At 52.7% G+C, this 22,041-nt stretch carries 18 protein-coding genes; 11 read left to right on the top strand and 7 right to left on the bottom strand.

Going from position 1 to position 22,041, the window contains the following annotated elements; genetic code table 11:
• Window positions 1-148: 148 nt before the first annotated feature.
• The 4 genes from TH30_RS07415 (at window position 149) to hemB (ending at window position 4,649) form a co-directional block, all read left to right on the top strand.
• Window positions 149-1,435 carry an O-acetylhomoserine aminocarboxypropyltransferase/cysteine synthase family protein gene (locus TH30_RS07415; RefSeq protein ID WP_114097437.1) on the top strand — a complete coding sequence of 429 codons (1,287 nt, stop codon included), beginning with the start codon at window positions 149-151 and terminating at the stop codon, window positions 1,433-1,435.
• 131 nt (window positions 1,436-1,566) lie between these two features.
• On the top strand, window positions 1,567-2,328 hold the full coding sequence (locus TH30_RS07410) for a DeoR/GlpR family DNA-binding transcription regulator (protein ID WP_114097436.1): 762 nt from the start codon (window positions 1,567-1,569) through the stop codon (window positions 2,326-2,328).
• Between the two features lie 40 nt (window positions 2,329-2,368).
• Window positions 2,369-3,565 (top strand): MFS transporter, encoded by a 1,197-nt coding sequence (locus tag TH30_RS07405; RefSeq protein WP_114097435.1) that lies wholly within the window; start codon window positions 2,369-2,371, stop codon window positions 3,563-3,565.
• 76 nt (window positions 3,566-3,641) lie between these two features.
• The gene (gene hemB, locus TH30_RS07400; protein ID WP_114097434.1) at window positions 3,642-4,649 is read left to right on the top strand and encodes a porphobilinogen synthase; all 1,008 of its coding nucleotides are present in this window, start codon (window positions 3,642-3,644) and stop codon (window positions 4,647-4,649) included.
• Window positions 4,650-4,723: 74 nt separating this feature from the next.
• On the opposite strand, the gene TH30_RS07395 is transcribed toward hemB, so the two are convergent.
• Window positions 4,724-5,692, bottom strand: a complete 969-nt coding sequence (locus TH30_RS07395; RefSeq protein WP_114097433.1) for an HAD-IIA family hydrolase — start codon at window positions 5,690-5,692, stop codon at window positions 4,724-4,726.
• A gap of 479 nt (window positions 5,693-6,171) precedes the next feature.
• Between TH30_RS07395 and TH30_RS07390 the strand changes: the two genes are divergently transcribed.
• Entirely contained in the window at window positions 6,172-6,330 is a 159-nt protein-coding gene (locus TH30_RS07390) for a DUF1127 domain-containing protein (RefSeq protein WP_114097432.1), read from the top strand.
• A gap of 106 nt (window positions 6,331-6,436) precedes the next feature.
• On the opposite strand, the gene TH30_RS07385 is transcribed toward TH30_RS07390, so the two are convergent.
• Together TH30_RS07385 and TH30_RS07380 are read right to left on the bottom strand one after the other, a co-directional pair.
• Window positions 6,437-7,954, bottom strand: coding sequence for a malonate--CoA ligase (locus tag TH30_RS07385; RefSeq protein WP_114097431.1), 1,518 nt, complete (start codon window positions 7,952-7,954; stop codon window positions 6,437-6,439).
• 196 nt (window positions 7,955-8,150) lie between these two features.
• On the bottom strand, window positions 8,151-9,317 hold the full coding sequence (locus TH30_RS07380) for a type III PLP-dependent enzyme (RefSeq protein ID WP_114097430.1): 1,167 nt from the start codon (window positions 9,315-9,317) through the stop codon (window positions 8,151-8,153).
• A gap of 231 nt (window positions 9,318-9,548) precedes the next feature.
• Here TH30_RS07380 and TH30_RS07375 point away from each other — a divergent pair, with 231 nt between their 5' ends.
• Both TH30_RS07375 and TH30_RS07370 read left to right on the top strand, forming a co-directional pair.
• Complete coding sequence (locus tag TH30_RS07375) at window positions 9,549-11,036, top strand: aldehyde dehydrogenase family protein (protein ID WP_114097429.1); 1,488 nt, start codon at window positions 9,549-9,551, stop codon at window positions 11,034-11,036.
• 351 nt (window positions 11,037-11,387) lie between these two features.
• Window positions 11,388-12,608 (top strand): threonine ammonia-lyase, encoded by a 1,221-nt coding sequence (locus TH30_RS07370; RefSeq protein ID WP_114097534.1) that lies wholly within the window; start codon window positions 11,388-11,390, stop codon window positions 12,606-12,608.
• A 76-nt stretch (window positions 12,609-12,684) separates the two neighbouring features.
• Here TH30_RS07370 and TH30_RS07365 read toward each other — a convergent pair whose 3' ends face one another.
• Window positions 12,685-13,170: a flavin reductase family protein gene (locus TH30_RS07365; RefSeq protein WP_114097428.1), complete on the bottom strand. Its 486-nt coding sequence runs from the start codon at window positions 13,168-13,170 to the stop codon at window positions 12,685-12,687.
• A 254-nt stretch (window positions 13,171-13,424) separates the two neighbouring features.
• Between TH30_RS07365 and motA the strand changes: the two genes are divergently transcribed.
• From motA to TH30_RS07345, 4 genes are all read left to right on the top strand, one after another.
• Entirely contained in the window at window positions 13,425-14,279 is an 855-nt protein-coding gene (gene motA, locus TH30_RS07360) for a flagellar motor stator protein MotA (protein WP_114097427.1), read from the top strand.
• A gap of 54 nt (window positions 14,280-14,333) precedes the next feature.
• Window positions 14,334-15,302, top strand: coding sequence for a flagellar motor protein MotB (locus TH30_RS07355; protein ID WP_114097426.1), 969 nt, complete (start codon window positions 14,334-14,336; stop codon window positions 15,300-15,302).
• 123 nt (window positions 15,303-15,425) lie between these two features.
• Window positions 15,426-16,169, top strand: a complete 744-nt coding sequence (locus TH30_RS07350) for an arginyltransferase (protein WP_114097425.1) — start codon at window positions 15,426-15,428, stop codon at window positions 16,167-16,169.
• A gap of 163 nt (window positions 16,170-16,332) precedes the next feature.
• The gene (locus TH30_RS07345) at window positions 16,333-17,424 is read left to right on the top strand and encodes a TRAP transporter substrate-binding protein (RefSeq protein ID WP_114097424.1); all 1,092 of its coding nucleotides are present in this window, start codon (window positions 16,333-16,335) and stop codon (window positions 17,422-17,424) included.
• A gap of 178 nt (window positions 17,425-17,602) precedes the next feature.
• Here TH30_RS07345 and TH30_RS07340 read toward each other — a convergent pair whose 3' ends face one another.
• The 3 genes from TH30_RS07340 to parC all read right to left on the bottom strand — a co-directional run bounded on the left by TH30_RS07340 (window position 17,603) and on the right by parC (window position 22,001).
• Window positions 17,603-18,976, bottom strand: a complete 1,374-nt coding sequence (locus TH30_RS07340; protein WP_114097423.1) for a TRAP transporter large permease — start codon at window positions 18,974-18,976, stop codon at window positions 17,603-17,605.
• Complete coding sequence (locus TH30_RS07335; protein ID WP_181850176.1) at window positions 18,976-19,521, bottom strand: TRAP transporter small permease subunit; 546 nt, start codon at window positions 19,519-19,521, stop codon at window positions 18,976-18,978. Before TH30_RS07335 ends, TH30_RS07340 begins: the two co-directional genes overlap by 1 nt.
• Before the next feature lie 236 nt (window positions 19,522-19,757).
• Complete coding sequence (gene parC / locus TH30_RS07330) at window positions 19,758-22,001, bottom strand: DNA topoisomerase IV subunit A (RefSeq protein ID WP_114097422.1); 2,244 nt, start codon at window positions 21,999-22,001, stop codon at window positions 19,758-19,760.
• Window positions 22,002-22,041: the final 40 nt, after the last annotated feature.

Below are 22,041 nucleotides of genomic sequence, written 5' to 3'. Positions count from 1 at the left end.
TAATAGTACCGAATTATCACAATATTGGTAAATCACACGATTTACGTGCATTCACGTAGCTGACTTCACCAATTGTTTCTTGCTGAGTACGTCACTGTCAGCTTACCTTGTCGGCGTCAGGAATAACGATAATTCAGGGAAACCCATTATGTCGTCCACGAAACCGGAAACCATCGTCCTTCATGCAGGCTATCGCGCTGACCCGACCACGGGATCCGTTGCCGTACCGCTTTATCAGACCACCAGCTATCAGTTCCGCGATACCCAGCATGCTGCTGATCTTTTCGCACTCAAGGAACTTGGCAATATCTATACCCGCCTGATGAACCCGACCAACGATGTGCTTGAACAGCGCATTGCCGCCCTTGAAGGTGGCGTTGCTGCAGTTGCACTTGGCTCCGGGCAGGCTGCGTCAACCTTTTCGGTTCTGAATATTGCACAGGCTGGCGACAATATTGTCAGCTCTACCGATCTATATGGTGGCACATGGAACCTGTTTGCGAATACCTTCAAGCAAATGGGAATTGAAGTTCGCTTTGCCGATCCGTCAGATCCGGAAAGCTTCCGCAAATTGAGCGACGACAAAACCCGCGCCTTTTATGCCGAAACCCTTCCCAACCCTAAATTGCAGGTATTCCCGATCCGCGAAGTTGCCAATATTGGTGACGAACTTGGCATTCCGCTGATCGTTGATAACACTGCCGCGCCCGTGATCTGCAAACCGATCGAACATGGTGCAAGCATCGTGATGTATTCAACCACCAAGTTCATTGCCGGTCATGGAACCTCGGTTGGTGGTGTTGTCGTCGATTCCGGCAAGTTTGACTGGGAAAAACATGCGAAACGCTTCCCGCTTTTGAACGAACCCGATCCCAGCTATCACGGTGCGGTCTGGACACAGGCCGTCAAACCGATTGGTCCTGTGGCCTATGCGATCAAGCTGCGTTGCACCGTTCTACGTGACATCGGGGCTGCGGCATCGCCGTTCAACTCATTCCAGACCATTCAGGGCATGGAAACGTTGCCACTGCGCATGGAACGTCACTGCGAGAACGCTAACAAGGTTGCCGACTTCCTGGCATCCCACCCGAAAGTCACCAAAGTCATTCACCCCAGTAAACAGGATGGTGAAAGCCGCCGCCGTGCTGACACCTATCTTAAAGGTGGCTACGGATCTCTTATGGGCTTTGAGTTGGCTGGCGGCAAAGACGCAGGCGAGAAATTCATCAACGCGCTTGAGCTGTTTTATCATGTCGCCAATATCGGTGATACGCGTTCTCTTGCCATTCATCCGGCAACCACGACTCACAGCCAGCTTTCCGAACAGGACCGCCTGTCTTCCGGTGTTACGGACGGATATGTGCGCCTGTCCATCGGGATCGAACATATCGACGATATATTGGCAGACCTGACGCAGGCCCTTGATAAAGCCTGATAATCACGTCACTTCATGTCGCCTTACAAAGCCGGTCGAACGAATGTTCGGCCGGTTTTTCATTGACCCGTCCGTAAAACCGGCATAACAAATCGGCAAAACATGCACAACATGCAAAACAGGCAAACACCATGTCGAGCGTTATCACACGTCAGGATGAAATCCTGAAACTTTTGCGCAATATGGGGACGGTTCATATTCATGATCTGGCAGCCCTGTTTCATGCCTCCCTTGATACCATCCGGCGCGATCTGCGCCAGATGGAGGATGAAGGTCATTTGCGCCGCATCCATGGCGGCGCAGTCCTGCCAAACAAGCCGACAGAAACATATGAAGAACGCGCTCGAGACCTTCAGCCGGAACGCACCGCGATTGCACAGAAAACGGCACGCGATCTGATTGCCGATGATGCTGTCGTCTTCTTTGACAGTGGCACCACTATTTGCGAAGTGGCCCGCCATCTCAAACCATCATTTCGGGGCACCGTGATTACGGTAAACCCGATGATCGCGGTCGAACTTTCAAGCCACCCCAATGCCGAAGTGATCATGCTGGGCGGCACAATGCTCAAGAACGACATGGTGGTATGTGGCCCGACAACGATTGACGAGATCCGTAAGTACAATGCTGATATTGCGTTGCTAGGCACGTGCGCTCTTCATCCCGAGGCTGGCCTTTCAACCAGTCATCAGCAGGAACGGGCATCAAAGGCCGCGATGATTGCGCAATCAGCCGAAATCATCGCCATTGCCACCGCGGACAAACTTGAAACCAGCCTGCCGCACCGGGTCTGTGACATTGATGCCATTTCCCGTCTCGTGACAGGCCGCAAATTGTCGTCCGGCTATCTCGAAAACTATGCCAAACGCGGCATCAATATTGTTCAGGCCTAACCTTCCCCTCGTTACGCCCCATCATGCGGAGCCGCCACAGATGCAAACTTACAATCAGGCCCATAATCGGGTACGCGCCATTTTCTTTTTACATGGCGCCGCCTTTTCAAGCTGGGTTCCGCATATCCCGCTGGTACAGGAACGCCTTGGCCTTGGTCATGATGAACTTGGCGGCATCTTGCTGGCAGCGGCAATTGGCGTTCTTGCCGTTATGCCGATTGCCGGACGGCTTTCTGACCGTATCGGAAGCGAACTGGTCGTGCGTTATTCCGGACTGGTTTATTTCATTGCCGTTGGCATCCCGGTTCTGATGCAATCCTATCTCAGCATTTCGATTGCCATGTTTGCCCTGGGCTTTTCCGGCGCATTTCTTGATATAGCCATGAATGCCAATGGCCTGAATGTTGAACGCGCCAAGGGTCGCAGCATCATGTCCGGTCTTCACGGTTTCTGGAGTCTGGGTGGTTTTGCGGGTGCCGGGATTGCGGCAGCCTGGTTTGCCCTGCCCTTTGACAACGCCCTGCACCTGCCTGTGATTCTGACCGTGTTTTTGATCGCTCATGTTTTCGCCCAAGCCAAACTTCTGCCGGACCATCAGACCTCACAGAACACAAAAGACAGAGCTGACAAACAAGCCTTGGAAACCGCCCGCACCAAAAAGGAACGCCCCATGTTCCTTATGCTTTTACCATTCGGTGTCTGCGCCTTTATCGGTCAATTCGGCGAAGGTGTTATTACCGACTGGGCAACCGTCTTTATGAATTCCGAACTGTCATCGGGAGCAACAATGGCTGCTGTCGGCTTTGCCATTTATTCCTGCGCCATGGCCGTCACCAGACTTTCCGGTGATGCACTGGTCATGAAGTTTGGACGGGCTCCGGTTTTGCTTACAAGTTCGGTTCTGGCATCGGTTGGCACTTTCATCATCGCCCTTTCCCCGCACTATATTGTCGCATGGATTGGTTGTGGTGTTGCCGGAATGGGGCTTGCTGTCATTTTGCCGTTGCTACTGTCCGCGGCATCTCAAGCTACCGGAAAAGGAGGCGGAGCAGTCGTATCAATCATTGCCGCAACCGGCTATTCCGCGATCATGGCGGGTCCGCCGATTATTGGTGCCATCGGACAGGTAGCAGGCCTTGTCACGGCCTTTGCTATTACCGCCAGTTTCCTTGCCCTGATTATCCCGGTTTATCTTCTGACCATGCGCGCACGCTTACAAATTGCCAGCAATGGTTGATTGCGCGTGAATTCTGTCCCATAAATTGGCCTGTCCACCCTGGCTTCGCCCAGATCCACAGAACAGAGAACAGATCATGGTCAACAAATTCGCCTATGGCACCTTTCCAAGCACCCGCCAGCGCCGCAACCGCATGACCGACTGGTCGCGCCGGATGGTCGCGGAAACCCGACTGACAGCCCATGATCTGATCCTGCCGGTATTCGTTATTGACGGAACCAATCAGCGCACCCCGATCCCGTCCATGCCCGGCGTTGAACGCCAGTCGGTCGATGTACTGGTTGAAACCGCAAAACATGCCGAGAAACTTGGCATCCCGGCACTGGCACTGTTCCCCTATATCGATGCAAGCCTTAAGACCAAGGATGCGCGAGAGGCCTATAACCCTGATAACGTTGTCTGTCGCGCCACCAAGGCGATCAAGGATGCCTGCCCCAACATCGGGGTGATTACCGACGTCGCACTTGATCCATTCAATTCCGATGGTCAGGACGGCATCGTCGTCGATGGTCAGATCCTTAATGATGAAACGACCGAAGCGCTTGTGCGTCAGGCACTGGTTCAGGCACAGGCAGGCTGCGATGTGGTCGCACCATCCGATATGATGGATGGCCGTATCAAGGCAATCCGCAAGGTTCTTGAAACCGAAAGCCTCAAGAACGTCCAGATCATGGCCTATTCAGCCAAGTATGCCTCATCCTTCTATGGCCCGTTCCGCGATGCAATCGGCTCGGCAAGCGCACTTGGCAAGGCCGACAAGAAAACCTATCAACTTGACCCGGCCAATAGTGACGAAGCCATGCGTGAAGTCGCCTATGATCTTGATGAAGGAGCAGATTCGGTCATCGTCAAACCGGGGCTGCCTTATCTGGATGTGCTCTATCGCGTTCGTCAGGAATTCGGCGTGCCGGTCTTTGCCTATCAGGTATCAGGCGAATACGCGATGTTGCGCGCGGCAGGCCAGAATGGTTGGCTTGATTACATCGGCTGTGCGATTGAAACACTGTCATGCTTCAAACGTGCGGGGGCGTCTGGCGTGTTGACCTATAGCGCCATTGAAGTTGCCGAGGCGCTGGAAGGTTAAGCGTCACTTCAACACACGCGACACAAAAAAGGGCCTCGATTGAGGCCCTTTTGCATGGAATGAAGTTCGAAGCCCTATGCGCAGCAGGCAGGTTCGGCAACGTCGTCTGATATGCCATGACCAATCGCGCGCGCGCAGAAGTGCGGACGCAGACCCGATCTGGCAAACACGCCTTCGATATCCTGCCCGTCAAGGAAACCGCCCTGATGCACAAGAAGGGTTTTGATGCCTGATGCCAGACCGCCGAGAACATCGGTATGAACCGTATCGCCAACCATCAGAACACGCTGCCGGTCAACACCCGGATGACGGCGCAGGACTTCTTCAAAAACGTGATGATACGGTTTGCCAACACATTTTGGCATTACGCCACAGGCATCAGCGGCAAGATGGGCAAAGTAACCGGACTCCACTGACAGGAAATCCCCCATCGGCGCGCAGATATCAGGATTCCCCACAAGGATCGGCCGCGGATTGGCAGCAAGACTGTCCTGCAACATATTCTGCTGCTCATCCGACCAGTTTTCCGAATCAATCAACAGGAAACCGCCAACCCGGTCATACAAGTCGCGATCTGCGCCAAGCGGCTCCACCTGTCCCGGCAGGATATGGAACGGCCAATGGACCGGCGCCATCGCCCCCCAACGCGCAATCTCGGGATGTTCTGCCATAAGAGGCGCGACAAACTGCTGGCTACTGATCAGGTTACTATTGTCGAAATCAAAGCCACGTTTGCGGTGACGGGCGAGAATCGCTTCAGCCGAGCTTGACGCGTCATTGGTCACGACGGCAATTTTCTTACCCATATCCTGAAGGGTTGCGACGGTTTTCACAGCACCGGGGATAGCCGTCGGCCCACTATTGAGCACACCAAACGCATCAAACACGATCAGATCGAACTGATCTGCGACCGATAGCAAATTGTCAATGTAATCGGTTTTTTCGGGAACGGCATCGTCCTGCACCTGCGGCAAGCGCGGCGCATAGTGCAAGTAGGCGTCGATAGCCTGGGCAAAATTCAGCCGCGGCCGATTGATGCTCATTATAGGTTCTCCTGTCTGGGCGTTTGGTAGCGCAAATTACGGCCTATTCATCCAGATTGCGACCCAAAATACATCTGAATTCATATGCGCGACGCGATTTTCATAAAATCAACCAAAGGGCACCACGCAATTTCATTAGCCATGCGCCATTAGCATAGCAATAAAAGTTTCGAAACCGTGACAATGTGACGGAAATATAGCCAATTCATTGCAATTCAGTGACTTTCTGCGCTTTATAAGCCGCTGCCATGCAAAAAACGCATTGGATTAACGCACCCGACAGGCATAGATTGCCCTCACGAAATGAATAGGACGTATCGACTGGTAAATGCGCCACCAGGCAGATGATCATTCGATACATTGGAAACAAACCGACACGTCAAACCAGACAACTATTCCGACACGGAATACAGCGGTGAGAACATGCCGGTTATCTGAACAGACGCCGAACAATCGGCCGGTTTGAAATAGGTGATGAAATGATCGTAACTAAAATCTTTGCTTTCCTTCGCGCTCTTCGCATTCAGTACCAGACCCAGGTAGCGCTGCGTAAACTTGATACGCGCGAACTGGCCGACATCGGTCTGAACCGCGACATGATCGACGATGTAGCACACCGTGTTGCTTTCGGTCGCTAAGCCACGACCGTAGCGTCCTAAGAAAACCCCCGGCAGTTTTGCCGGGGGTTTTCTTTATCTGTATTCTGGATCCAGGATATCGGCCCCAATCTTTGGCCCCGGTAATCTAGTTCGCAAACAGGGATTTATATTCCTCGCGCAGAATGTTCTTTTGAACCTTGCCCATTGCATTGCGCGGCAACTCGTCAACAAAGAATACCCGTTTGGGAACCTTGAAGTTGGCAAGTTGCGATTTGATTCCCCCGATAATACCATCTTCGGTCAATGTTCCATTGTTCTCAGGGACAATAACCGCAACAACCGCTTCACCAAAATCGGGATGCAAAACACCGATCACGGCACTTTCGTCAACACCATCCATCTTGTCGATCAGCGTTTCGATTTCCTTCGGATAGACATTAAATCCACCTGAAATCACCAGATCCTTCGCACGTCCAACGATGTGGACATATCCCTTGGCATCAATCTTGGCGATATCACCGGTGATGAAGAATCCGTCTTTGCGAAATTCTTCTGCGGTTTTTTCCGGCATTTGCCAGTACCCGGCGAAAACGTTGGGGCCGCGAGCCTCCAGAACACCGACTTCATCAACACCAAGAACATTGCCGTCCGCGTCACAAACCCGAACATCAACATCGGGCAAGGCCGGACCAACTGTATGAACGATCCGTTCGCCATCCAGCGGGTTCGATGTCGCCATCCCCATCTCGGTCATGCCATAGCGTTCAAGCAATGCCTTGCCAGTCCGCTGCTCAAACGCAGTAAAGGTTTCCGGCAGAAGCGGTGCCGAACCAGAAATAAACAGCCGCATATTGGCAGTCGTTTCGGCGGTAAAATCATCCCCGGACAACAGGCGAACATAAAATGTCGGAACCCCCATCATCACCGTGCTCCGCGGCAGAAGCGCCATCACCTGATCACGATCGAATTTCGGCAGGAAAAACATCTTCGCCCCCGAAAGCATCACACAATGGCATGCGATGAATAGTCCGTGGGTATGGAAGATCGGCAAGGCATGTAAAAGGATATCGTTGCCATCAAATCCCCACAACTTTTCAAGGGTTGCAGCATTGGACCACAGGTTCATCTGGGTCATCATCGCCCCTTTGGGCTTGCCGGTGGTGCCCGATGTATAAAGGATCGCCGCCAGGTCTTCATCCGCACAGGGCACCGGGGCGAAGTCGCCCGATTGAGATTGTGCACCGCTCATCAGACTGCCTTCGCCATTCATCCCCAACGTCAGAACATGTTCCACGCCCTGATCATTGGCAATTGCCGCTACCTCATCCTTACGATGTGGCTGACAGACGAAGATAACGGGGGACGCGTTATCCATGAAATAGGCAAGCTCGCCAGCCTGATAGGCCGTATTGAGCGGCAAATAGACCAGACCGGCACGAATGCAGCCAAGATAAAGAAAAAGGGCTTCGGGGGATTTATCAACCTGGACTGCGACACGGTCGCCTTTCTTTGCACCAAGCCCGGTCAGCAAACCCGCAATTTGCGCCGATGCAACATCCGCCTGTCCATAGCTATAGGTCTTGCCCGTCGATGTCTCGATCAGTACCGATGAAAGGTCCGCCGGAAACCGGTCACGGATGCGCATAAAAAGGCTGTTGGTCACTGTGCTGTTTCCCCGATCAAGTCTATTTCCCGACCGGCTCCCTGCCGGTCCTGATTTCGGGCAACATAGTGCAACCAACCATTATCGGTAAACAAGTACCTTTTTACCGATAACGTTAATTTTCTGAGCAACACTGTATCTGAAAACGGGCAAACAGGGGATCTCCTGTTTGCCCGTCACTGTAGCCATTTCTGCATCAGGCCACGTAAGGGAATTCACCATCCACAAACGGGAATGCCTCGCCCACAGTCACCTGCATTTCCGGGAAGAACCCGTTGAAATGGGTTGCAAGCGCATTGCTATAGGCCCCGATATGCCCGAATTCGATCCAGTCCCCTTCGCGGATATCCGCCGGAAGCGATACGGCTGCCGGAAGAACATCCATATTGTCGCAGGTCGGACCATAGATGGTGAAATCAAGTGTTTCTTCCTGATTGAATTCACCATTGATTCGCAAGGGTCGCACAGGATAACGCAATTGCCCGGTCACGGTTTCCGACAGGCTGCCATAGACACCATCATTGATAAACAGGGTGTCTTCCTTACGCAGATGCACCTGTGTAATCAGGGAAACCCCGCTTGAAACAAGCGCCCTGCCCGGCTCACACATGAATGTAGTGTCGGGCATATCAAGCCAGCGGATGCAATCCTTGATCTCGTCCATGAATTCTTCAAGGCTGGCGCCGCGCTGGTTCATATATTGGCCGGGGAAACCGCCGCCGACATCGATATGCCGAACCTGAACACCTGAAAAATCGACGACCTGACGGATCAGCTCAACCGCGATCCGATAGCCATTCGGCGTTGTACATTGCGACCCGACATGGAAGCACAAACCCGCTTCATAGCCATATTCATCGACCTTCTTCAGAAGCTCGGCAGCGACCATCGGGCGCGCACCAAATTTCGCTGAGAGATTATAGGTCGCCCCGGCCGGTGGTGTTGCCAGACGGACATGGATCACAAGCTTCTTGTCGCCTTCCGTTTCTTCACGGATTTTTTCAAGTTCCTCGACTGTATCAATCACATAGTGATCAATACCGAAAACCCGGTGGGCATTACGAATGGCATCGCGGCTTTTGACCGGATGCATGAAATAGGCCTTCATTCCCGGGAACTGGCGACGAACAAGCGCGATTTCTTCTGGCGAGGCCGTATCGAAATGACGCACGCCGCCTTCGTGCAAATAACGCATGACTTCAGGATGCGGATTACATTTCACCGCATAAAGGACGTCGCCCGGGAACATTTCGACAAAGCGCTGCGCTGTTTCTCGAAGGATATTCGGTCTTAGACAATAGACCGGATAGGAAGGTTTGAGTTCCTTAACAACATCGAACGTCGTATCGAAATGACGTGGCATAAATACTCCATCGTTTACGGAATGCAGGCGCCCAGACACGTACCGCCGCCGGGCTGGCCTTTTTGCTGTTTCAGGTTACCAGCCCTTTTGGGAACTGTCATGTCCGGAAAGACGAATTGATCTTGATATTGCTCTCTGCTGTCGATAATTTGGTAAACCAATACCAAATAACCTATATCGTGCGCCCCACGCAAAAACCGTGACTGCACGCCAACCCACAGGGAGCCTGAAATGCCTTTCGAACCGAACCTTGATCCGATGTCACTGGCAACTGAACTTTCCGGCCATCATCTGATCAACGGCAAGCTTGTTGCCCCGAAGAACGGCAAGACCTTTGACGTTATCAATCCCGCCACAGGCAAGGTTATCGGACAGGCAGCCGACGGTGACTCTGATGATGTGGGCATTGCAGTTGCGGTTGCAAAGGCAGCACAAAAGGACTGGGCGGAACGCCCGGCACGCGAACGTGGAAAGCTGGTTGCGGAATGCGGCCGTGTCCTGATGGCACACACCGAAGAACTCGGTCGTCTTGTCGCACTGGAATCGGGTAAGGCACTGCGCACCGAAAGCCGCGTCGAGGCATCGGTTCTTGCCGACATGTTCGTCTTTTTTGGCGGTCTTGCATCAGAGCTCAAGGGCGAAACTGTTCCGTTTAATCCAAATATGATGACGCTGACCACCCGCGAAGCCGTTGGTGTCGTTGGTGCGATCATTCCCTGGAACGTACCGCTTCTTCTGATGGCGATCAAAGTTGCCCCGGCACTGGTTGCTGGCAACTCGGTCGTTGTAAAATCGGCTGAAGACACCCCTCTTACCGTGTTGCGCGTCTGTCAGATCATGCAGGAAATCCTGCCGGCCGGTGTTTTGAACATCCTTTCGGGTTTTGGCCCAACCTGTGGCGGCCCGCTTGTCGCGCACAAGGATGTCAAAAAGGTTTCCTTCACCGGCTCTGTCGAGACCGGTCGTACGGTTTACAAGGCCGCAGCCGAAAAGCTTATTCCGGTCACCCTCGAACTTGGCGGCAAGTCGCCCATGATCGTTATGGATGATGCCGACCTCGACAAGGCCGTGGCCGGCGCAATCGGTGGTATGCGCTTCACCCGTCAGGGCCAGAGCTGTACGGCCTCCTCGCGTATGCTTGTTCATGAAAAACTTCATGATGAGTTCGTTAAGCGGCTGATTGACAAGGTTAATGCACTCAAAATGGGCAACCCGCTTGATGAAGAGACCGACATCGGCACCATCATCAATCGCAAACAGTTCGACAAGGTATCGGGTTACATCGATATCGGCGAAAAAGAGGGTGCGACCAAACATCAACTGAGCGCCCTGCCCACCGATCCGGAGCTTTCCGACGGCCTCTTTGTGCGCCCCGTGATCTTCACCAATGTCGATCCGGATGCTCGCGTCGCACGTGAGGAGATCTTTGGTCCGGTGGCGTGTGTCTTCAAGTTCAAGACCTTTGAAGAGGCCCTTGAACTTGCCAATGACAGCGACTTTGGCCTTGCTGCCACGGTCTGGACGACGGATCTGAAAACGGCACTGGTTGCCACCAAACGGCTTGAAGCCGGCTTTGTTCAGGTCAACCAGAACCTTGTTGTGCAGCCAAACCTGTCCTATGGCGGCATCAAGCTCTCGGGCCTAGGCAAGGAAGCGTCGCTTGAAAGCATGCTTGAACATTTCACCTACAAGAAAACGGTTATCCTCAACATGGAATAACGCCGGATTCCCCATGCCAGGCGTTGTACTTGGCCGGGTTGCAGTTCATGCAACCCGGTTTTTCTATTGCTGTACTTGACCTTGGCGCCCTAATCCGCAAAGCTGCCTTTCGAAACACATCCCTAACCCAGAAAGAACATGGCTATGTCTGCATATACTGACATCCCTTCATCGCATTCCCGTCCGACGCTTGGTGCCGGTGCGATGGCCATGATTATTGGGATTTCCGACCTGCGAATGTGATCCCTGTCATCTGCGGATGACAGGTCCGGTTAAATACCGTTTCTCACCCATTACATGATATTATTGCCACCACACCACAAAGATGGTGGCCGCAGGAGCATGGAAATTATGACTGTTTCCTATCACGACGTTGTACGCGCATCCGGTTTGCTTGAAGGCATCGTTGCCAAGACACCTCTGGTAAAATCATTAACACTTTCATCGATTTGTCAGGCAGAAGTTTATCTTAAGCTTGAGAACCAGCAATATACCGCTTCCTTCAAGGAACGCGGTGCCTATGTCAAACTGGCAAGCCTGACACCCGAAGAGCGCGAAAAAGGCGTCATTGCCGTATCCGCCGGAAACCATGCACAGGGCGTTGCCTATAACGCCAAGCGTCTGGGCATCCCGGCAACCATCGTGATGCCGAAAAACACGCCCTTTACCAAGGTCCATCATACCCGTTCCCACGGCGCTGAAGTCGTTCTGACCGGCAATGTCTTTGCCGAAAGCCTTGAAGCTGCCGGTCGCATCCAGCAGGAACGCGGACTTACCTTTGTACATCCGTTTGACGACCCGCATATCATTGCCGGTCAGGGCACAGTCGGTCTCGAAATTCTGAATGAGAACGTTGATATCGATACCATCGTTGTCCCGATTGGCGGTGGCGGACTTGCATCAGGTATCGCAACCGCGGTCAAATCGCGCCGCCCAGACATCGAAATCATTGGCGTTGAAACCAAGCTTTATCCCTGCATGTATGAAGGCATTCGTGGTGACGAATATACCGGCGGTGGCGTTACAATTGCCGAGGGCATTGCCGTCAAACAACCCGGCGGCCTGACACTTGAAATCTGCAAGGAAAAGCTCGACGAAGTGGTTCTGGTCGAGGAAAGCTCAATTGAACGATCCATTCAGATGCTGATCGAGATTGAAAAAAGCGTGGTCGAAGGTGCAGGTGCAGCGCCGCTTGCCGCCCTTCTCGATCATCCTGAAAAGTTCAAAGGCAAGAAAGTATGCTTGATCGTCAGTGGCGGCAATATTGACACCCGCCTTCTGGCACAGGTCCTGATGCGTGGCATGGCCCGCCAGGGTCGCCTTGTACGTGTTCGCATCGAAATTCCCGATGTGCCGGGTGCTCTGGCAACCATCAGCACGCTGATCGGTGAAGAAGAAGCCAATATCATCGAAGTTTATCACCAGCGTCATTTTTACGACGTTCCGGCAAAGCAGACCGATGTCGATATGGTGCTGGAAGTGCGTGATACCGGCCATGCCCAGCAAGTGATTGAACGCCTGATCAAGGCAGGGTTTGGCGGACGCTTGCTTGGCAATACGTCGCTCGACTGATCAAAATTCCCTGGATATCTGAAAATAAAAAAACGGGCCGCTGGAACAATCCACACGGCCCGTTTTTCATTAATAGTTATTCGCTTTTAAGGCCACGATAACGGCCGCCGTAATAAAGCAACGGCTCCCCCGTTTCGCCCATCACAAGATTATCGACATGGCCGACAATGATGCTGTGATCGCCACCATCATGAATGGCGTGGCGTTTACACGAAAACGCCGCCAACGAGCCTCTCAGGCGTGGCATACCGTGACCATCATCTTCAAACCCGACCGTTTCCCAGCCATTCTGCCCCGGTGCGGAAAACAGTTCAGAGATCGCCTGTTGGTCCTGACGAAGAATATTGATGCAAAAACGCGTGCAAGAACCGGCGAACAAGGCATGTGTCGCCGCACGCTGATCTACGGAAAAAAGAACCAGTGCCGGATCAAGCGAAACAGACGCAAAACTGTTAATCGTGATGCCCGCTTTGGAACCATCTTCGGCCCGCGTGGTCACAACGGCAACGCCGGTTGTGAACTGACCAAGACAGTCGCGGAAATCGCGCGGAGAGAATGACATATTGAAGAATGCTCTTGCTGACTAAACCTATTGAAGTACGACCCCGTAAAAGGCTTGGGGAAAATGGCGATTAAACTTCGATCTGTCAAACCTAACTCACAGCAGATTTAAACGGGATATTAATAAGATTAAAAGCTAATAGTGTCATATAGATGCCAGATGGACTTTGTCTGCAACCATGATCGGGTTTGGGTCTTGGGAACATGTTGCGGACTGAACCGATAATCGTCCTGGGCTAGCGGGGAATAATAAGAATGTTTTTGATCATTGGGTATGTCGTGGTGATTGGCGCTGTTCTTGGCGGTTATTTGCCCCACGGCGACATTGGTGTCCTTATCCAACCCCTTGAAGTGCTTATCATTTTCGGTGCTGCGTTTGGTACATTCCTGATTGCCAACCCTATGAGCATCCTTAAAAAGTCGATTGCTTATACGATCCGTGCACTTAAGGGGCCCAAAAAGAAAGCGGCCTATGTCGAGCTTCTTGTTTGCCTTTATGCTGTTTTCCGACTGGCGAAATCGAAGGGTGATCTTGCACTTGAAAGCCATGTAGAGAATCCCGAAGGCTCCAGTCTTTTTGGCAATTTCCCCGAGTTGATGAAAGACCATCATGCCGTTGAATTCCTGTGTGACTATTTGCGTCTTCTGACCCTTGGCACCACCAATGCCTATGAACTTGAAGCGGTCATTGATCAGGAACTTGAAGCCCATCACGAAGAAGATCACATGGTCCCGGCCGCCATCCAGACAGTGGGCGACGCCCTTCCCGGTCTGGGCATTGTTGCAGCCGTGCTTGGTGTGATTGTCACAATGGGCTCGGTTACCGAACCGCCGGAAATTCTTGGTGGTTTGATTGCAGCTGCTCTCGTCGGTACGTTTCTTGGTATTCTCGCGTCCTATGGCTTTGTTGGTCCGACGTCGGAAATCATCAAGAAGACGCTGGATCAGGACGGAAAATATTTCAGCTGTATGAAAGCGGCCCTGATTGGTCACATGCAGGGCTATGCCCCGCAGGTTTCCGTTGAATTTGCCCGCAAAACGCTGCCGTCCACCGTTCGGCCGAGCTTCAAGGAGCTTGAAGATGCCTTGCAGGATGCGCCGTCAGCCTGATTTTCCTTTGCCTTGCAGAAACAGAACCAGTAACCCACGGAATTTGCATCGCACATGCCTGATATCGTAATCAAAAAGGTCAAAAAAGGCGGACATGGCGGCCATCATGGTGGCTCGTGGAAAGTTGCCTATGCTGACTTTGTCACGGCTATGATGGCGTTCTTCCTGTTGCTTTGGCTGCTTTCAAGCGCCACGGAAGAACAACTTCAGGGTGTTTCAATGTATTTCACCCCTGAAACGATTTCGCAAAATGATTCGGGCTCCGGCGGGGTTCTGGGTGGCACCAGTCTTGCCGAGGAAGGCGCTCAGCGCTCCGAATTCGGAATGCCGACAGTCAGCATGGAAATTCCGCCACAGCAATCCCCGGACGAGCGAGAAGCCATCCGGGTAGCACAGATGGAAGAACAGGAATTCAATGAAGCCAAGGAAGAACTTCTAAAGGCTATCGAAGAAAGTCCCGAGCTTCAGGGTCTTGAGAAAAACATCCGGATCGAAGAAACCCCCGAAGGTCTTCGTATCCAGATTCTTGATGAAGACGGCACATCCATGTTCCCGAGTGGCAGTGCTGAAATGGCTGATCACACGCGCTTGTTGCTTGATAAGGTAGCGGCCGTCATCGAAAAGATGCCTCAGGACGTCTCGATTGAGGGCCATACCGACGCAGTGCCATTTAATCGTACGGATGGTTACTCAAACTGGGAACTCTCCGCTGATCGTGCCTTGGCGACACGACGCACGCTTGAAGACCTCGGACTTGACACCGGTCGCTTTGCAAAGGTTGCGGGCCTTTCTGACACGGATCCGCTGGTACCTGAAGACCCCAAAAATGAAACCAACCGCCGTATCAGCATCACCTTGCTCCGAGGCACAGGCGAACGATCAGAACTTGAGAACGGAACGCAAAACGGAAATGGTTCTGTATTACCATCTTCCAATGGCGCGCCCACTGCCCAGCCGTCAGAACCTGCGGCACCGGGTACGACACCGCGTCGTCCAACCTTCTCTGTTCCATCACAGCCCTGATCTGGCAATTCCGGTTTTGCAAATTTGACAGCTCTTTTGGTGGGATGACCTTTAAACTGTCATAAATAACGCTTAATCTCTTAAGATAGATGATCAGATGTGGTCGGGATTGAGAAACACCAGATGACAGTTAATCAGCGCCGCCTTACGCAGCACTATTTCATGACTGCCCCGATGCCGTGCCCCTACCTGCCCGGCCGCTTTGAGCGCAAACTGGTTACAGAGCTGCGCGGACCAGAAGCGAATAATATCCATGATTTACTGTCACGGGCAGGCTTTCGTCGCAGCCATTCAATAGCCTATCTTCCGGCATGCAGCGACTGCAATGCCTGCATTCCTGTTCGTGTCCGATGCGCCGAATTTGAAAGCAGCCGTTCTTTCCGTCGTATCCAGAACAAAAACAGTGATCTGACCCGAACCGTATTACCCGCAGTCGCGACCCAGGAACAATATCAACTGTTCAGTACCTATCAGGATGCACGTCACGGAAATGGTGACATGGCGCGCATGGATGCCCGTGACTATCGGGCGATGATCGAAGACAGCACGATTGAAACGTCTGTCTATGAGTATCGTCGTCCGGATAACAGTCTGATTGCTGTTGCATTGATCGATAATCTGGCTGACGGGCTTTCGGCTGTTTACAGCTTCTTTGATCCGTCCGAACACAAGCGTGGGCTGGGCACATACATCGTCCTCGACCTCATAGAAGAAGCCCAACTTCTTGATTTACCTCATATCTATCTTGGGTACTGGATCGGTGAATGCCGCAAGATGTCCTACAAGATGCGGTTCCAGCCACTTGAAGGTTTCCGAAATGGCCAGTGGGTGCCAATGGAGGAAACCGGGCCCAGTAGTGGTTCCTGACAATCTGAGCAAACCGCCCCATTAGATTAGACTAAAGTCCAAGAGAACAACTCGATCCCCGGTTGCCTGCACCCGAAGACGCATATAAGCTGCGGTACAAAGCCGGTGAACCGGCTTTGATACATATAAATCATGAGCTTGCATCTTTGGGAGGCTGTAACTAATGAAACGTCGCCAATTTCTTTCTGGCGCTGCTGTAGCAGGTGCGACTGCTGCTGCATCGACTTTTGCCAAACCGGCACTCGCGCAGGACGTCCGTGAATGGCGTATGGTCACGACCTGGCCGAAAAACTTCCCGGGTCTTGGTACTGGCGCAAACCTTCTTGCTGAATACATCACCAAAGCATCTGACGGTCGCCTGAAAGTCACCGTATTTGGTGCTGGTGAAATCGTTCCGGCATTCGAAGCAATTGATGCTGTCGGCAACGGCACCGTCGAAATGGGCCACGGCGCGCCTTACTACTGGAAAGGTAAAGTTGATGCCACCCAGTATATTGCGGCAATGCCGTTTGGCCTGAACGCCCAGGAACAGAATGCATGGTTCCAGTGGGGTGGCGGTCAGGAACTTGCTGACAAGGTCTATGCTGAACTGAATTGTAAGTTCTTCCCGTCGGGCAACACTGGCACCCAGATGGGCGGCTGGTTCAACAAGGAAATGAACACCATTGCAGACTATCAGGGTCTGAAAATGCGTATTCCTGGCCTTGGTGGCGAAGTTGTCAAAGCAGCTGGCGCAAACGTTGTGAACCTTCCGGGCGGTGAAATTCCGCCGGCACTTCAGTCGGGCGCAATTGACGCGACCGAGTGGGTTGGTCCGTACAACGATCTGGCGTTCGGTCTCTATAAATCGGCGAAATACTACTACTATCCGGGCTGGCATGAACCGGCGACCGTTCTCGACAACTTCATCAACCTGGATGCATGGAATGCGCTTCCGGATGATCTGAAAGCCATCGTCGAGCAGGCCAACCGTGCAGTTAACCAGATGGTTCTGTCCGAGTTTACCGCACGTAACGTTCAGGCACTCGACACCCTGCGCAACAAGCACGGTGTAGATGTTCGTCCGTTCTCTGACGACATTCTGACCAACCTTGGCAAACTGTCGGGCGAAGTTCTGCGTGATCTGGTTGCATCCAACCCGCTGTCGAAAGAAGTATTCGAAAGCCTCGTAGCATTCCGCACCCAGTCGATCGCATGGTCGAAATTCTCGGAAGCAGCATTTGCACAGGCACGTGTACTTCCGTTCAAATACTAAGTTCTCCGCCTGTCGGAAAACGACAAGGGGCTGGCTTTTTCCAGCCCCTTTTTTGTTTTGTGTCATCCTGAAATATGTCACCTCCTATAGGGACAATGTATTCCGGGTCGTAACCACAGAATCAAAAAAGGCCCCTGATCGGGGCCTTTTTCTTTGGTGATCTTTGATCTTCGCGTTCTTAGAACAGAATGCCCGGAAGCCAGGTCGCCAGCCACGGGAATGCAGCGACAAGGCAAAGACCAAGCATCTGGATCATAACGAACGGAATGATACCGCGATAAATATCAAACGTCTTGATCGCTGCCGGTGCGACACCACGCAAATAGAACAGCGCAAAGCCGAATGGCGGTGTCAGGAAGCTGGTCTGAAGGTTGATGGCAATCATCACACCCAGCCAAACCGGATCAATGTCCATCTTGAGCAGGATCGGACCAACAATCGGAATCACTACGAACACGATCTCGATGAAGTCCAGGAAGAAGCCCATGAAGAACATCAACAGCATCACAACCAGCATCGCACTGAAGACACCACCCGGAAGGTTGTGCAGCAGTTCTTCGACAAGGTGATCGCCACCAAGACCACGGAACACCAGCGAGAACACCGACGCACCCAGCAGGATGACGAACACCATAGCACTGACCTGAACGGTCTGGCGCACGACATGGCGCAGAACGGGCATATCGAGGCGCTTGTAGAACGCAGCCAGTACGATTGCACCGATCGAGCCAAAAGCAGCTGATTCCGTCGGGGTCGCAATACCGGTCAGGATTGAGCCAAGAACGGCAACAATCAGAAGCCCCGGAGGCAGCAATGCGCGCAGCACTTCACCCCAAAGACCTTCCGGACGCTTTTCTTCAACCAGTGCCGGTGCCGATTTCGGATCAATCAGGGACTTGATGATGATCCAGCCGATATAAAGTGCCACCAGCAGAAGCCCCGGAATGAATGCACCTGCAAAAAGGTCCATCACAGAAATCGGTTCCGGTGCCCAGTTGCCGATTGCGCGCTGTGCTTCGGCATAGGCGCCCTGAAGAATATCGCCCAGCAGAACAAGAACGATCGACGGTGGAATAATCTGACCCAGCGTACCGGACGCGCAGATAATACCGGTCGAAAGTTTCGGATCATATCCGGCTTTCTGCATCGCAGGGAGACTGAGCAAGCCCATGGTCACGACGGTCGCACCGACGATGCCGGTTGAGGCGGCAAGCAACATACCGACGATGACAACCGAAATCCCCAGACCACCACGCATGGTGCCAAACAGCATCCCCATGGTCGTCAGAAGCTTTTCTGCAATCCTTGCGCGTTCAAGCATGACGCCCATAAACACGAACAGCGGGATCGCAACATACAGCTCGTTGGTCATCACACCGAAATAGCGTGACGGCAGTGAGCCCAGAAGCGGCATATCAAAGGTGCCCATCGAATGACCGATAAGCGCAAAAGCAAGACCGGTACCCGCAAGCGAGAAAGCAACCGGAAAACCGAGAAGAAGCACGCCGCAAGCTACGGCGAACATCACCAGACTAAGAACTTCACCAGCCATCAGACGCCCTCGTGCTCTTCTTCTTTGATTTCAAATTCTTTGTGACCGGCAAGCACCAGAACGCTGCGCGCAGCAAGCGAAAGCCCCTGAAGAAGCATCAATACACAAAAGATCAGAATCACTGATTTATAAAGGAACAGGCCCGGAAGACCGCCCGTCTCGTGCGACCCTTCAAGGCGATGCCAGCTGGTCGCTACATACGGATAGCTATAGATCAAGATCATGATCAGCACCGGCATCATCAGGAACATCGACCCGAACAGATCAACCCATGCCTTGTAACGCGCAGATGCCGGACGATAGAAAACGTCGACACGAACATGACCACCGTGCAAAAGCGTGTAACCCGCCCCTACCATGAACATAATGCCGTAAAGCCACATGTAGCTTTCCTGCATTGATACCCAGCCAACCGCAAAGCCGTAACGCAATGTGGCAACTAAAAATGTGATCACAACCATCGGGATCACCAGCCAGGCCACCCCGCGACCGATCCAGTCATTCAGACTGTCAATCGCGTGGACGAAATTTCCAAGAAATCTCACTTTTCACTCCCAAGCCCTTATGAGTCTCACAGGAAAATTGCGGGCTTCCTGCTAATCAGGTTGCGAAGTTACATTTTAAACATCGAAAACGCTATAAATTTTGGTACGTAATTCTTCCATATCTGCGGGAACCCGCAGCATATGACATTGTCTGCATCTAAATTGGCCCATTAAAGCCAAAAGCCGGATGATAATGAACCATCCGGCTTTCGAGTTTAATGTATGCCTTGTAGAAATTATTCGAATTTGTTCGACCGCGGGAAGCCGTTTGGCGGCATACGCCCGGCACCTGCACGCTTGCCGGTCCATTCGGCAAGCTCGGTCACGGTGCGGACACGACCTTCGCTGCCGCCCATGGTCCAGCTCAAACCTTCTTCGAGATTGAACAAGATCAGGTCCGAAAGACCGCCCTGCCGGTATTTCTGCAAGATCACGCCACGACCGCGCGTCATTTCCGGCACTTCATCAACCGGATAGATCAGCAGTTTGCGGTTGTCACCAAGAACAGCAACATGGTTCTTTTCGACCGGAACAAATATCTTGGCAACTTCACCGGCACCAAGGTTGAGAACCTGCTTGCCGTTTTTAGTCTGGGCAACGACGTCTTTTTCCGCAACCTGGAAACCACGGCCACCGGAACTTGCGACCAGAAGATTGCGGCCATCCTTGTGCACGACCATCGACACAATGTCATGTTCCTGTGGCAGATCAATCGACAGACGGATCGGCTCCCCATGACCGCGACCGCCCGGAAGCTTGTCACATGACATGGTATAGCAGCGTCCTGCTGTTGAAAGGATCAAAAGCTTGTCGGTCGTAAAGCCCTTGATCGCAAAGCGATGTTCGTCGCCATCCTTGAACTTAAGATCGCTGATGTCGGCAACGTGACCTTTCAACGCACGGATCCAGCCCATTTTCGAGCAAATCACCGTAATCGGTTCACGTTCAATCAGTGCTTCGAGCGGCACTTCGATTTCTTCAGGTGCATCGCCAATTTCGGTACGGCGTTTGCCAATCGCGGTTTTCTTGCCGAAATTCTCGCGCATGATTTCGATTTCGTCGCGGATTTTCTCCCAACGCAGGGTTTCACTGGCAAGAAGCGCTTCGAGACCTTCTTTTTCCTCGGTCAGTTTGGCGTGCTCGTTCTTGATTTCCATCTCTTCGAGCTTGCGCAATGACCGCAAACGCATATTCAGGATCGCATCGGCCTGAACCTCTGTCAGATCGAACGCCTTCATCAATGCATTTTTCGGTTCATCCTCAAAACGGATGATCCGGATCACTTCGTCAAGGTTGAGATAGGCAACAAGATAGCCTTCCAACACTTCAAGACGGTGATTGATCTTTGCCAGACGATGATTGGAACGACGGATCAGAACTTCCTGACGGTGTGCAAGGAAGGCACGCAACACTTCGCGCAAATTCATAACGCGCGGCGTGTTGTCCCCGTCCAGAACGTTCATGTTCAAACCGAACCGGATTTCCAGCTCGGTGTTTTTGAACAGCATTTCCATCAGATGTTCCGGCTCAACCGCACGGGTACGCGGTTCAAGAACCAGGCGAATGATATCGGTTGATTCGTCACGTACATCATTGAGCAGCGGCAGTTTCTTTGCCACCATCAGATCGGCGATGCGTTCAACCAGCTTGGCTTTTTGAACCTGATAGGGAATCTCTGTAATCACGACCTGATACAGGCCATGGCTGAGTTTCTCGACCTCCCACTTGGCCCGCAGGCGGAATGATCCACGTCCGGTCGCATAGGCCTCAAGAATATTTTCATGCGGTTCGACAAGAACACCACCAGTCGGGAAATCCGGCCCCGGCACGCAACGTACCAGTTCCGCGATTGACGTTTCCGGCTTGTCGATCAGTTTGATCAGACCGGCACAGAGTTCGCCGACATTATGGGGCGGAATATTGGTCGCCATACCAACCGCGATACCAGCCGCACCGTTTGCCAGAAGGTTCGGGAAGGCCGCCGGCATCACAACCGGTTCCTGTTCCTCACCATCATAGGTCGGACGGAAATCGACGGCATCTTCGTCGAGACCGTCCATCAGGGCAGCGGCAACGGCGGTCATGCGGGCTTCGGTGTAACGCATTGCAGCGGCGTTATCGCCGTCAATATTGCCAAAGTTGCCCTGACCATCGACCAGCGGATAACGTACCGCAAAGTCCTGTGCCAGACGCACCAGCGCGTCATAGACCGACTGATCACCATGCGGGTGATATTTACCAATCACGTCACCAACCACACGCGCACATTTCTTGAACCCTTGTTCCGGATTCAGTTTGAGCTGCCGCATGGCATAAAGAAGACGACGATGAACTGGCTTGAGGCCATCACGCACATCAGGCAGAGAACGCGACATGATTGTCGACATCGCATAGGCGAGATAACGCTCGCTAAGCGCATCGGCAAGGCGGGTTTCCCTGATTTGGCCGGCATTGGCCGGATCGGAAGTCTTGGTGCTCATGAACGATTTTTCTTGTTGCTTGGCAGAAGGGACAGGCGCA

It is taken from the genome of Thalassospira profundimaris, from assembly GCF_003326795.1.
Lineage (GTDB): Bacteria > Pseudomonadota > Alphaproteobacteria > Rhodospirillales > Thalassospiraceae > Thalassospira > Thalassospira profundimaris_C.
This window is presented reverse-complemented; position numbering and strand designations above follow the sequence as displayed.

What these genes read in the sequence shown, in the direction of transcription:
- TH30_RS07415 (WP_114097437.1), top strand. Translation starts at nt 149, where the DNA reads ATGTCGTCCACGAAACCGGAAACCATCGTCCTTCATGCAGGCTATCGC.
- TH30_RS07410 (WP_114097436.1), top strand. Translation starts at nt 1,567, where the DNA reads ATGTCGAGCGTTATCACACGTCAGGATGAAATCCTGAAACTTTTGCGC.
- TH30_RS07405 (WP_114097435.1), top strand. Translation starts at nt 2,369, where the DNA reads ATGCAAACTTACAATCAGGCCCATAATCGGGTACGCGCCATTTTCTTT.
- hemB (WP_114097434.1), top strand. Translation starts at nt 3,642, where the DNA reads ATGGTCAACAAATTCGCCTATGGCACCTTTCCAAGCACCCGCCAGCGC.
- TH30_RS07395 (WP_114097433.1), bottom strand. Translation starts at nt 5,692, where the DNA reads ATGAGCATCAATCGGCCGCGGCTGAATTTTGCCCAGGCTATCGACGCC.
- TH30_RS07390 (WP_114097432.1), top strand. Translation starts at nt 6,172, where the DNA reads ATGATCGTAACTAAAATCTTTGCTTTCCTTCGCGCTCTTCGCATTCAG.
- TH30_RS07380 (WP_114097430.1), bottom strand. Translation starts at nt 9,317, where the DNA reads ATGCCACGTCATTTCGATACGACGTTCGATGTTGTTAAGGAACTCAAA.
- TH30_RS07375 (WP_114097429.1), top strand. Translation starts at nt 9,549, where the DNA reads ATGCCTTTCGAACCGAACCTTGATCCGATGTCACTGGCAACTGAACTT.
- TH30_RS07370 (WP_114097534.1), top strand. Translation starts at nt 11,388, where the DNA reads ATGACTGTTTCCTATCACGACGTTGTACGCGCATCCGGTTTGCTTGAA.
- TH30_RS07365 (WP_114097428.1), bottom strand. Translation starts at nt 13,170, where the DNA reads ATGTCATTCTCTCCGCGCGATTTCCGCGACTGTCTTGGTCAGTTCACA.
- motA (WP_114097427.1), top strand. Translation starts at nt 13,425, where the DNA reads ATGTTTTTGATCATTGGGTATGTCGTGGTGATTGGCGCTGTTCTTGGC.
- TH30_RS07355 (WP_114097426.1), top strand. Translation starts at nt 14,334, where the DNA reads ATGCCTGATATCGTAATCAAAAAGGTCAAAAAAGGCGGACATGGCGGC.
- TH30_RS07350 (WP_114097425.1), top strand. Translation starts at nt 15,426, where the DNA reads ATGACAGTTAATCAGCGCCGCCTTACGCAGCACTATTTCATGACTGCC.
- TH30_RS07345 (WP_114097424.1), top strand. Translation starts at nt 16,333, where the DNA reads ATGAAACGTCGCCAATTTCTTTCTGGCGCTGCTGTAGCAGGTGCGACT.
- TH30_RS07340 (WP_114097423.1), bottom strand. Translation starts at nt 18,976, where the DNA reads ATGGCTGGTGAAGTTCTTAGTCTGGTGATGTTCGCCGTAGCTTGCGGC.
- parC (WP_114097422.1), bottom strand. Translation starts at nt 22,001, where the DNA reads ATGAGCACCAAGACTTCCGATCCGGCCAATGCCGGCCAAATCAGGGAA.